The following is a 12522-nucleotide window of genomic DNA, read 5'->3' as shown; positions in this document are numbered from 1 at the left end:
AATGAGTGAAATAGCAAAGATATCAGAATCAGAATGGGAAGTAATGAAGATAATATGGAAAAGTAACCCTACTACTTCAGAGGAAGTTATTGACCAGCTTTCAGATCATAAGGATTGGACTGCGCAAACTATTAAAACTTTCCTAAACAGGCTTGTTAATAAAGGTGCACTTGGCTTTGAAAAGTCAGGAAGAATATATAAGTATTACCCGATTTTACAGGAGAAAGACTTTGTTAAGACTGAAAGTAAATCTTTTCTAAAAAGAATTTATAATGGGGCTTTGGGAATGTTGGTCTCAAACCTTTTAGAAGAAGAGGAACTTACTGATAAGGAACTTGAAGAACTCGAAAGGCTTATTTTAAGCAAGAAAAGGGAGAAGAAGTGATATGAACGTAATTACTAATATTTTTTTATCGGTTTTGTCACTTTCAGTAATGTCAAGTGTTATTGCAATAATTATTATTTTGGTCAGAAGACTTTTGAAAGGTTTTATCAACCCTAAGTTTTATATGCTGCTATGGGCAATAGTACTTATAAGAATGATAGTTCCTTACTTGCCTGAAAGTAAAATAAGCGTTTTCAACCTTTTTAACAATGTCAGGGAAATAACAGATACGAAGTCTCAAAGTGTTAATGTGCCTGTAGATTCTACGAATAATCTTCGAATTCAGCCAAATCTTAACATTAGTTTGAGCACACCAAATAATAAGCTTGTGCAAAAGCCTAAAACTGATGAAAAGTCTGAAGTTACATCCGATAAATTTAAGAAAGCTGTTGCGCCAAATACAATTCCAGTTAAAAAGTCTATAGACATAGATTACATATCTGTTCTTTCAATTATATGGTTATTAGTGATGAGTTCAATAATGCTGATTATACTTATATTAAATATGAGATTCTTCATTATAAGTAGAAAATATGTTGAAAAAAAAGACATGACAAGTATGAATATACTTGAAAAATGTAAGACCATACTTAAGGTAAAGAGGAATATAAGGATATTTATAATCCCTGATTCGAAGAGTCCATTTATAGCAGGTGTTATACAACCTAAAATTTATATTCCGCGGCAGCTATGTGAATCAAGTGATGCTGAGCAGCTTAAGTTTATATTAATGCATGAGCTTTCCCACTACAAAAAGGGAGATATTCTGCTGAATTATTTTGTATGTATATTGGCAGTTGTTCATTGGTTCAACCCTGTTTTGTGGTTAGCAGCCAGGGAAATTAACCGTGACAGGGAATTGGCATGTGATAACCATGTACTTGAGGCACTTGATGAGAGTGAGTCTATATCTTATGCAATGACGTTGCTGAATCTGGCAAAGTCTTATGCAAAAAGTCGGCCTGTAGTGAATTTTGCGAGCTTCTGCAAAACGAAGAAACAAATTGAAAGGAGAATTAACATGATTAGTAAATTTAAAAAAGGTTCATATAAGTTTTCTGCATTGGTAGTTATATTTTGTATTTCTTTAAGTTCTGTGCTGCTTACCGATGCACATGTAGGAAAGAATCCAGCAAATCAAGCAAAGAATCTGACAAATCAAGCAAATAATAAGATTGCAGCTAATGTTCAAGCTAGGACTAAGGAAAAAAAGGATTCTTATGAAATAACATATAAGTTTCCTAAAAATTTAAAGAATTGGTTTCCGGGTGATGTTATTCCTACAATGGAAGGAAGTGAGCTTTACTATTGCGAAGATACTTTCTTTGATAATAACAAAGACCTACAAATGATTCTGAGAGATTTTATGGTTACTGCAACGGAGGAAGAGGTCAGAGCTTATCTAGCTAATGCTTTAAAAGGTGCAGTAATTGTTCCGCAGGAAAAAGAAGAAAGAGCATTGTTCTATGAAAGGATGTTTGGCAAAAAGGCAGATATGGAAACATACATGGTTGAAAAATCCAGGATATATATAGAAGGGGAAAAGGACGGACTACATTTCCATATTAGCGCAAGACCGTTTGGAGAAAAATATGAGATAGACTATTACTTGTATTCTTTTGACCACCAAAAGAGAATGAACACTGAAAACACTGTGAAGGATTTACCTGAAAAACTGAGAGGTATTAAACTAAGTAAAGATATGGTTATTAAAGGACTTTATGAAAGTGATATTATTAATCCTAGTGAAGAAAATCCTGCTAATGGTCAATTTGATGTGTGCATTTCTACAAATCAGGACGCTGATAGTGTAATAGAGTATTTTTTGAATAATTTGCAATATGTTGGACTGTGCGAGGGTGGCGTAAGCGGCTTTGTTGAACACAAATCAGGATTTCAAAGGATAAGCATACAAGTAAGAAATATGGCAGATGTGAAAGAAGGCTATCGAAGTCAATATGGACAGTTCTTTTATGTCCCTGGTGTAGATGATGGGCAGGATATGTGTATGCTGCCGACTTTTGGCAAGGGTTCTGTTGTCATAAATATATCTTGTGGAGACAATAAGGTATATAGTAAAGAAGAGGTAAAAGCAGAATTAGGGTTTGAATAGGGAGAAACCTACGAAGATCAGGTGGGAGTTGAACTACAGTAACTTTTTAATGTTACCTGTAAAGATTTTTTTGATAGTATATATTTAGCTGCATTCAGTATTTTACTGCATGCGGCTTTTTAATTGACAAATTTTATGAATTAAGTTGTTGTGAAATATGCGTATGAAATGTATAATAGTATCAAATTAAGGGTGTACAAAATAAAAATTAATCATTTTGTGTTCGGATTGAAATTGTGGAGGGTTGTATATGAGCAGCAGAATGGGTTCAGAGATTAGCAAGTTGAGAAAAGAACTTGGAATTACTCAAAAGCAGCTTGGGAAAATTGTAGGTGTATCAGAAGGATTTATTATAGATGTGGAAACCGGCAGAAGGATATTAAATGAGGATCTGATAAAGAAATTTTCCAAAGCACTGCGTGGTGAAGTTGGCAAGCTGGATATTTATGAAGCCGAAGAAAAAGCATACAGGCCTGAGCCTCAAAAGAATGTGGTTAAGGTAGTTGAAAAACCTGTACAGGACATATGGAATGATGCGCTTGCAGGAGTTCTAATGGTGGTGCCTGTTTATAACTACAAAATGGAAAAGCAGGTTGAAGTAAAGCAGCTGCCTATTATAAACAACAAAGTAGAAGGCTTTGCAAAGGACAAAGTATTCTACCTGGTTATTGAAGACAATGATATGGCTGGTTTTAGAGTTTTAAAAGGAGATCTTGTATTGGTTCACAATACGCATGAAATTGATAAGGATGGAATTTTCTTTGTTGAGTATAAAGGCAAGAGAACTATCCGACAGATAAAAAATATTGAAGGTGGTAGATTGTTGATTGTCAGCAATAGAGGCAGTTTGGTAACGGATACTGCATATAGAAAAGACGTAAATGTGCTTGGCAGGTTAGTACGTTTAGAGATAACATTATAACTGTTAATTTAATCTTATTTAATGAGAAAAGACCGGGCTGCCGGTCTTTTCTCATTCCGCCCTTGTCGAACGAGTTCATATTATTTAACGTATGAACAGCAATAGTCGGCGATTTCTTTGATTATCAGCTTGAAGCTTGAATTTGCAGGTACTTCAAATATATCTCCTGTTTTAAAAGTTCGGTATTCTGTAGCATCTGGCAAAAGGACGTCCATAGAGCCGCCAATAACCTCCATAATTTCTGTGTCTTGTGTACCGAATTCGTATTCACCAGGCATCATGATTCCCAAGGTTTTCTTTTCACCATCTTTGAATATAACTGTTCTGCTTGTGACTTTTCCATCAAAATATATATTTGCTTTTTTTACTATTGTAACGTTTTCAAATTGCATGTTTATTTCCTCCATTAAATGTTATTTATATAAATATCTCAGATAATTACGATATCGTCAACACAAAAAATTTTGTACGTTGATAATTGAATTTCAGCAATTCATTAATATCATTTTTCACATTTGATCTATGTTGCTATAATAGTTAAAGAATTAGCGAATGTGGGATTATATTACCAACTAATATCCATTACACATGTGTTGTGCTTTAGTCTTTCGTTCTCTTTTAAATCAAAGGAAATAAGTAGTTTTTTATTGTCTTGTCCAATGTGAATACAGTTAACAGCTTCCACTTCCTGTAATGAGTATATAAGAGCAGGTTGGTTACTTGGGGAGTCAAGTTTCACAACATATACTTTTGCGCCTGCAAGATCTTTTTTCAAATATGAAACTGTATTATCAAAATTAGATAAATCAAAGCATCCTGATACATTCGTCATAATATTGTCATCAATTATGATCTCGTTCATAGAGTCAAGGTTCAGGCAGTTTAGAGTAATTAGAATTTGTTTATCATTAATAAGTTTCTCATAAACGATAAACCTGTTATCAAAGGAAGTTTTATAAGTTATAGCGTCTTCTGCAATTAGTTCGGGTACTATTTTGTTTGTATTCAGGTCCAGTTTAAAGATATTGGTTCCTGCTTTAGGATTATTGGCAAGATAGTTAGTGACAGGCCCTCCTGTAAACCAAAGTGTATCTCCATCATTTGAAACGGACAGGTTGCTGATAAAATTGAAACGGCCCTCATCCTCGGTAATTTTGTATTCTTTGATAGCTTTTGAAGCTACATTGTATATTGAAAATGTAAAAGTTCCAGGATCTACTTCCATACACCAGCAAATAAATTTGGAGTTATTTGAGTACCCGATACTTTGAAAGCTGTTTACAGGAGTGCATTTTCCTTTGCCTACTGTTCTGTATTTACTTTTATATTGAAATATCTTTTCTGACTTTTTTGATTTTAAATTATATATTTCAATTTTGCTTTTTGTCTCCTTATCTTTTGAATCGTAGTCCTCTGCACTTTCCACCGCTAATTTTCTTAACCAGTTATCTTTAGGAACCGTATTTTCAATGGTAGAATATGTATAGTCCCCTCTGATGCCATTTATATCATTTAATTCAGATTGTAATAGCATGTTATCAATATAATTATAATGAAGTAAAATCCTTTGATCGCTTAGAGCAAACAGATTTATTTTGGTATAACCGTTAAATATGCCTGAATATCCTCCATGCTTGGTTATAAGCTCTTTTTTTCCATGTTGGGGATCGAAGATATAAACAGCACTGTCATTAGGGTTGGAGATATAGTTGATGAGAATGCGGCTTCCTAACCATCCAGCCACATGTTCGCAGTTATTATCATTTGGAAGCCAGCTTATATTTGTAAGGTGAGGCTTGGCAGTCGTTTGGGTAATTGTAAAAGAATTTTTAATTTTTGTGTTTTGGGCCAAATTAAAGGAATATATAATTAATACGAGAAAAATTAAGATACCTAAACCAAACAAAACACGCACCATTTTTTTCATCATCCAAGTTCCCTTCAAAGATAAAAAAATTGACTTCCCTTGGATTATACATTATATATTCTTTTATGTCATTATTGTTTTTTTATTACAGAGGATATCACGGATACCATATTTTTATGGGAAAATTATTTGCTGTGAAGTATTAAGGCTGCTCAGCATCGCTATATACAAGTATGTTTTCTGATGCATGAGGAGTCACTTCGACTTTATAATCATATTTTGAATATATTGTGATTTTGAAACCTTTAAACTTTTTTGTATTGGTAATACTATAGTACTGTTGGATTGATGATCCCTCAGGCAAGTGTAAACGCGGTTCATACTTAACGCCATTAATTTCTAAAGGTTCATGCAATTTAAGCAGGACTTTCTCAAAATCGGGTTTACCTGCGTTTTTTTCGCCAAAGGTCAAAGCCGTATCACCTGTATCAGCCATGTACGCAGTTATTGCTTTTTGAATGTTTGATGCCTTTTTAAGGTCAGGGTCCATTACTTTCGCATGAGTTATTTTTACACAAAAAAGCATATAAGAAGTACAAATAATTAAAGCTAGTGATATTAATGATACTATTATAATTTGATGTGATCTTTTTATCTTGATTTTTTGTTTAGGGCAACTTTCCATATTAGCCTCCATTATTACTTCATATATGTATAGGATCCTAATACAATAATTACATACATTATATATTGATTGCATACATTTGTAAAGTTTCCAACATTATTGTTGCGATGTTACTAATTATAGTGTTGATGGATTTTGGCTATTCCTCAGAAAGATTTGCAAAAGTAGCACTGCTTCATAAATAATATTGTTGAATGCTTTATTATGTGATACTATTATGACATTAAAGGTAATTAAAAATGCTTATTTAGGAGAAAGTATGACTATTACTATATAAGCGGATGATACTTTTGGGAATTGGATAGACCAGTAAAATCATAAAGGAGTGCTAAGGATGGAAGATACTACTGTAAGTACTTTTACAAAGGTTCATACTACTGTAACGTTTATTGTGATGATTGTCGTGAATGTGCTTGCGAATATTATACCGTTTAACGGAATGACAACAGGTGAGGTTGCAAATTCATACCAGAATCTTTTTACACCAGCTGCATTGACATTTTCTATTTGGGGAGTAATTTATATCTTGCTTGGAGGTTACATATTATATCAATTCGGCTTTTTTAGCAAGAAGAATGGTACATTTAGTAAAGACCTGATTGAGAAGATTGGTATACTGTTTACAATCTCATCAATGGCAAACACGGCATGGATATTTGTATGGCACTACAAATCGATAGGAATTTCTTTAGCTATGATGGCAGTTATCCTTTTATGCTTGATTATTATTAATATTAAGACAGGAAAAGCAGAGCTTACAACAAGAGAAAAGATTTTTATAAGGCTTCCCTTTAGCATTTATTTCGGATGGATTACTGTGGCAACAATTGCGAATGCAACTGTATTTCTTGTTAGTATAGGATGGAATAGATTCGGTGTGCCTGATTGGATTTGGACTATAGCAATTTTGATCGTGGGTCTCATTATAGCTGGACTTACGATGTTCAAAAATTGTAATTTAGGCTTTGGACTAGTTGTAATATGGGCATATATAGGTATATTGATTAAGCATACATCTGCAAGCGGCTTTGGAGGCGAATATCCTTTTGTTATTCTTGTGCTGATCCTAAGCATAATGGTATTGTTGATTGCCGAAGTTTATATTGCGGTTACTGACAAGGAAAAGCTGAAAAGTTTTAGTCTATTTAAGAAGAAAACTGAGCAATAATTGTTTTGGTTTGGGGAATTTGCGAGCAAGTCTCTAAAATCAAGTGGGGCTAATTATATACTATATACAAGGGTATCTAAATAAGAATGTTATGTAGTGGTTAAGTCCGATAAAGAGGTCTTAACCACTATATTTATTATGCGTAAAATCTACACTGGAACTAAAGCTAGGACTAAAACTAAAGATTAGAATAGATTGAACTTGTCAAAAATAAGCAGGAGGAACTATGGATAAGATTGCAATGAAGTCAGATAACCTTAAACAAATTAATATTGAAAGAATTGCACAGTTCTTCCCAAATGTTATCACAGAGGTAAGGGACGATAGCGGGAAGCTAAAAAGGGCTATAGATTTTGATTTGCTTAAGCAGGAGCTGACGAGTGAGATTGTCGATGGTGAGAATGAAAGGTACCAAGTCTCATGGCCGGGAAAGAAAGAAGCAATACGTCTATCCAACATACCTTCGGATAAGGTATTGAGACCGATAAAGGAGGATAGTGTGGATTGGGAGAACACTCAGAATCTCTATATAGAGGGTGATAACCTTGAAGTGCTTAAATTACTGCAGGAATCCTATATGAACAAGATAAAATGCATATACATAGATCCACCTTACAACACGGGAAAGGATTTTATATATAAGGATGATTTTAGTATGGGTACAACTCAATACTTTGCGAAATGCCGACAGGATGAGAATTGTAACAGATTGTCCGAAGACAGTGAAGTTCATGGAAGGTTTCACAGTGGTTGGCTTACAATGATGTATCCAAGGCTAAAATTAGCTAGGAATTTGCTTCAGGATGATGGTGTGATCTTTGTCAGTATAGACAATAACGAGCTTTACAATCTTCAGTGGATGATGAACGAGATATTTGGAGAGTCCAATTATGTTGAAACATTTATTTGGACAAAAACCTGCACTCCCCCGTCGTTATCCAATAAGAGCAGAAAGACAGCGGAATATGTACTTTGTTATGAGAAGAACATCAATAATATTAAGTATTATGGGGATAAACTTGATAATGGCGATGCACCGCTTTTAAATACCGGTAATCCTATAAGAGTTTTAAACTTCCCGAAAGGGACAATAAAGTTTACCTTTTGCCGTGATGGAAGTTTTAAGGCCGGGAACTATGACAAAGTTGAGGTGCTCAACGATTTTGATGTTAGGGATGGTGTAAACTACAGTGAAGTTTCATTGAAAGGAGCATTCAAATGGACCGATGAATTCCTGCTTAATGAAATCAAAAACGGCACTTATTTCATAATCAAATCATCCAAATTCTCTATCCGATTTCAAAGAGTTGACACAGAAGGCCGCTATAAGACTCCTACAAATATGTTGGATGTTGAGCTGAATAAAATTAACGGTATTGGTACAAATGAGAGTGCCGTTAAGGAGCTGGAGCACTTAGGAATGGGACGGTGCTTTGACTATCCCAAGCCTGTGTCTTTAATAAAGAAAATAATTAATATGATCGTAAAAGATGAAAAAGAGGCGATCGTACTTGACTTTTTCTCAGGCTCGGCAACAACAGCTCATGCAGTAATGGAGATAAATGCATATGATGCAGGTCGGCGAAAGTATATAATGGTGCAAAAACCTGAACAGGTACCTGCGGATTCAATTGCATACAAAGCGGGATACAGGGACATCTGCCAAATTGGCAAGGAACGTATATGTAGAGCTGCAAAGAAACTAAAAGAAGAAAGCGGAATTGATATTGATTATGGCTTTAGAGTTTATAGACTGGATTCATAAAATTAAATGTGCCTATGAAGTATTTATTTGGAGATAAACCCCAGATTTTATACTTGAGAATAAGCTTATCTATGGAGATAATTAGCAAAATAGTGTAAACGTCTGCAAAACTTCTAAGTCTTTCGTTCAAATGGGCTTCAGAAGTTTAAATTCAATTGCATTTAAGCTTGATTATTTTGGATAGTAGTAGTAATTTAATGGAATGTGCAATAATTGGTGTGTTATTTATTTAACAGAAGGAGAATATAAATGCTTTTAGGTAACGATTTCGAAATATTTAAAGTTATAATTGACAAAGTTGTATTTGGACTTCAGATTGTTATAGTGCCTGTAGCTATTTATCTGTTTATTATATCAATATTCGGATGGGTTAAAAGGAAGGAAGAGAATGCGGACAACTATTCACCTGTAAAAAGGTTTGCTCTTGTTGTAGCTGCGCACAACGAAGAAAAGGTTATAGGTAGTATAGTAAGAAACCTGGACAAACTAGATTATCCTGCTGATTTATATGATATATTTGTAATCGCAGACAACTGCAGTGATAATACTGCTAAAATAGCTAGAGAAAATGGAGCTATAGCGTTTGAAAGGTTTGATAAAAACAAAAAGGGCAAGGGCTTTGCTCTTGAGTGGATGTTTGACAAGATTTTTAAGATGGAAAAGAAATATGATGCAGTATGTGTCCTAGATGCAGATAATCTGCTCTCTTTGAATTTTCTTAAGGAGATGAACAAGCATTTATGTAAGGGACATAAGGTGATTCAAGGTTATCTTGATAGCAAAAACCCTACAGATTCATTTGTAGCTGCAAGCTATAGCATAGCATTTTGGATCAATAGCAGGATATTCCAGTTGGCACGTTATCATTTAGGTCTTAGCTGCGTACTTGGTGGGACAGGTTTTGTTGTGGCTACAGACTTGTTAAAAGAGATAGGCTGGGGTGCCACAAGCCTTACGGAAGACCTTGAGTTTACTATAAAGCTTGTATTGAAGGGTGAAAAAGTATACTGGGCGCATGAGGCGGCTGTTTATGATGAAAAGCCTCTTACAATGAAGCAATCATGGAGACAGAGGAAACGCTGGATGCAAGGACAGTCAGATTGTGCATGCAGATATACAAAGGCTCTTTTTTCTAGAGCTATAAAAAAGAGAGACCTTGTTGCTTTTGACAATGCAATTTATGTAATATACCCTTTGTTTGTTGTATTAGGCGGAGTTGTAATGCTGTGTAACCTTTTTAAATTAGTATTATTTACTGATTTTGCACAAATACTTAGTATGAATTTTGCTTTGGCAACGTTAGTGTTTGCTGTTTCTACATATTTTACCGTAATATTTCTTGTGCTAGAGAAGAAACTTTCTTTGAAAATACTATTGTACTATATTTTATATCCTATTTACACTATCACATGGATTCCTATTATGGTACAGGGCTATATTGACAGGGATAAAAAGGAATGGGTGCATACTTTACATACCAGAGCGTTGGATATAACCGACATGGGGAAATTGGGGAAAGCAGGCTAGATCATTTGTCTGAGATTCAATAATATGTATATGATTTAATTAAAAGGAGCTGTTTTATATGCAGCTCTTTTTCTATGCTTTAAATATTGAAGGTATTTGGATGGGGAGAAAGTCCAATGATTCAGTTGATGAAAAGTGCTTAGGAGATTATTGATAAGGTACTGGGATATTAAACTGTTTCGAGGGAATAATCCTGATAAATAAAATGCAAGTTAAGGAAATAAAAGTTGCAAATTTTATAAAAAATATATAAAAAACTATTGAAATTGAATATATCTATGTGCTATAATTTAAATAATCAATTGAACCTTTTTGAGAGAAAGTACAAACAAGAGCAATAAATCGATTTACAGTACATGCTATGGAGCATTAAGAAAAATGATAGGACGTACTCGATGAAGAGTAGAATTCTTCAGTGTGCGTCTTTTTTGTTATATTCTATATACCATGGTATATATATGGGCTGGTACACAAAAAATGCAATTTTGGCGCGACGAAGTTGCAAAAAAGTAATTTGCTGTATGTGGCTTTGAATGATCTGGTTTAAAATGGTCTATAGAGGTATAATAAAAGATATGGTTTTCGGTTTATACCAAACGAGGTTTATATTTACACAGAATGAAAGGAGAATATATCATGCCAAAGTATAGTAAGGAAGATATTTTGAGAATTGTAGAAGAACAGGACGTAAAATTTATTCGGCTTCAATTTACTGACATTTTCGGAATGATGAAAAATGTTGCGATAACGTCGGAACAGCTTGAAAAAGCTCTTGATAATAAGTGTATGTTTGATGGTTCATCCATTGAAGGGTTTGTAAGAATAGAGGAATCAGATATGTATCTGAGACCTGATCCTGACACTTTTGTGCTTATTCCGTGGAGGCCTCAGGCTGGTAAAGTGGCAAGATTGATATGTGATGTCTATAATCCCGATGGAACTCCGTTTGATGGAGATCCCAGGTATGTATTGAAAAGAGCTTTGAAAAAAGCGAATGATATGGGATATGATATATTTAATGTGGGTCCGGAATGCGAATTTTTCCTGTTCCTTACTGACAGCGAAGGAAAACCAACTACAATAACACATGACAATGCAGGTTACTTTGACTTAGGACCTGTGGATTTAGGTGAAAATGCAAGAAGAGATATGTGTCTTGTTTTGGAGGAGATGGGATTTGAAATAGAAGCATCACATCATGAAGTTGCTCCAGGGCAGCATGAGATCGATTTCAAATATGGTGATGCATTGAGTACTGCCGACAGCATAATGACGTTTAAGATGGTTGTAAAAACTATTGCTCAGAGAAATGGATTACATGCAACATTTATGCCAAAGCCGATTTTCGGAATAAATGGCTCGGGTATGCATACTAATACATCGCTGTTTAAAGATGGTAAAAATGCTTTTTATGATGAGAAGGATCCATTGCAGCTCAGCCAGGAAGCATATTGGTTTATTGGCGGACTTTTGAAGAACATGAAGTCCATAGCGGCAATAACCAACCCTATTGTTAATTCCTATAAGCGTTTGGTACCTGGTTATGAAGCTCCGGTATATCTTGCATGGTCTGCTAGAAATAGAAGCCCATTAATAAGAATACCTGCAGCTAGGGGCTCAGCTACTAGAGTTGAACTGAGATGTCCAGATCCGGCATGTAACCCATATCTTGCGATTGCAGCAGTATTGGCAGCCGGACTTGATGGTATAGAAAATAAAATTCAGCCCCCTCCTTCAACTGATAAGAATATATTTGAAATGACAGAGGAGCAGAGGCTAGCTGAAGGCATAGAATCACTTCCGGGAAGTCTGAAGGAAGCTATTGAGGAAATGAAGAAAAGCGAGCTGGCAAGAGAGGTTCTGGGTAATCATGTTTTTGAAAAATACATTGAAGCTAAATATGGAGAGTGGGACGATTATAGGACCAAGGTCAGCAAATGGGAAGTCGACCAGTATTTAACCAAATATTAAAATACCAATATTCAAAAAATGTTTGTTTAGAAAATCAATCATTTTGGAATATATAGTTAATATGTATATCGCAGCGGAATTTAATGCTTTAATTGCAGTCAACGATGCGATATGTACTG

Annotated in this window: 10 protein-coding genes; 7 read left to right on the top strand and 3 right to left on the bottom strand. The window is 34.7% G+C overall.

Annotated elements, in window-relative coordinates; translation table 11 throughout:
• Nucleotide 1 precedes the first annotated feature (1 nt).
• The 3 genes from ACECE_RS0209450 to ACECE_RS0209440 all read left to right on the top strand — a co-directional run bounded on the left by ACECE_RS0209450 (nucleotide 2) and on the right by ACECE_RS0209440 (nucleotide 3420).
• A complete protein-coding gene (locus ACECE_RS0209450; RefSeq protein ID WP_010680966.1) occupies nucleotides 2-385 on the top strand; it encodes a BlaI/MecI/CopY family transcriptional regulator in 384 nt (127 codons plus the stop codon).
• A gap of 1 nt (nucleotide 386) precedes the next feature.
• Nucleotides 387-2498 (top strand): M56 family metallopeptidase, encoded by a 2112-nt coding sequence (locus ACECE_RS0209445; protein WP_010680965.1) that lies wholly within the window; start codon nucleotides 387-389, stop codon nucleotides 2496-2498.
• A 250-nt stretch (nucleotides 2499-2748) separates the two neighbouring features.
• Nucleotides 2749-3420, top strand: a complete 672-nt coding sequence (locus tag ACECE_RS0209440; protein ID WP_010680964.1) for a S24 family peptidase — start codon at nucleotides 2749-2751, stop codon at nucleotides 3418-3420.
• A gap of 80 nt (nucleotides 3421-3500) precedes the next feature.
• On the opposite strand, the gene ppnP is transcribed toward ACECE_RS0209440, so the two are convergent.
• From ppnP to ACECE_RS0209425, 3 genes are all read right to left on the bottom strand, one after another.
• The gene (gene ppnP, locus ACECE_RS0209435; RefSeq protein WP_010680963.1) at nucleotides 3501-3812 is read right to left on the bottom strand and encodes a pyrimidine/purine nucleoside phosphorylase; all 312 of its coding nucleotides are present in this window, start codon (nucleotides 3810-3812) and stop codon (nucleotides 3501-3503) included.
• Nucleotides 3813-3985: 173 nt separating this feature from the next.
• Nucleotides 3986-5350: a hypothetical protein gene (locus ACECE_RS0209430; RefSeq protein WP_010680962.1), complete on the bottom strand. Its 1365-nt coding sequence runs from the start codon at nucleotides 5348-5350 to the stop codon at nucleotides 3986-3988.
• A 139-nt stretch (nucleotides 5351-5489) separates the two neighbouring features.
• Nucleotides 5490-5972 carry a hypothetical protein gene (locus tag ACECE_RS0209425; RefSeq protein WP_010680961.1) on the bottom strand — a complete coding sequence of 161 codons (483 nt, stop codon included), beginning with the start codon at nucleotides 5970-5972 and terminating at the stop codon, nucleotides 5490-5492.
• A 334-nt stretch (nucleotides 5973-6306) separates the two neighbouring features.
• Between ACECE_RS0209425 and ACECE_RS0209420 the strand changes: the two genes are divergently transcribed.
• From ACECE_RS0209420 to glnA, 4 genes are all read left to right on the top strand, one after another.
• Nucleotides 6307-7140, top strand: a complete 834-nt coding sequence (locus ACECE_RS0209420; protein ID WP_010680960.1) for a hypothetical protein — start codon at nucleotides 6307-6309, stop codon at nucleotides 7138-7140.
• A 226-nt stretch (nucleotides 7141-7366) separates the two neighbouring features.
• Nucleotides 7367-8905 (top strand): site-specific DNA-methyltransferase, encoded by a 1539-nt coding sequence (locus ACECE_RS0209415; RefSeq protein WP_010680959.1) that lies wholly within the window; start codon nucleotides 7367-7369, stop codon nucleotides 8903-8905.
• A 249-nt stretch (nucleotides 8906-9154) separates the two neighbouring features.
• Nucleotides 9155-10432, top strand: coding sequence for a glycosyltransferase family 2 protein (locus tag ACECE_RS0209410; protein ID WP_010680958.1), 1278 nt, complete (start codon nucleotides 9155-9157; stop codon nucleotides 10430-10432).
• Between the two features lie 636 nt (nucleotides 10433-11068).
• Complete coding sequence (gene glnA, locus ACECE_RS0209400; RefSeq protein WP_010680957.1) at nucleotides 11069-12403, top strand: type I glutamate--ammonia ligase; 1335 nt, start codon at nucleotides 11069-11071, stop codon at nucleotides 12401-12403.
• Nucleotides 12404-12522: the final 119 nt, after the last annotated feature.

Source organism: Acetivibrio cellulolyticus CD2, assembly GCF_000179595.2.
Classification (GTDB): domain Bacteria; phylum Bacillota; class Clostridia; order Acetivibrionales; family Acetivibrionaceae; genus Acetivibrio; species Acetivibrio cellulolyticus.
Note: the sequence above shows the minus strand (reverse complement) of the source record. Positions and strands in the feature narration are given on the sequence as shown.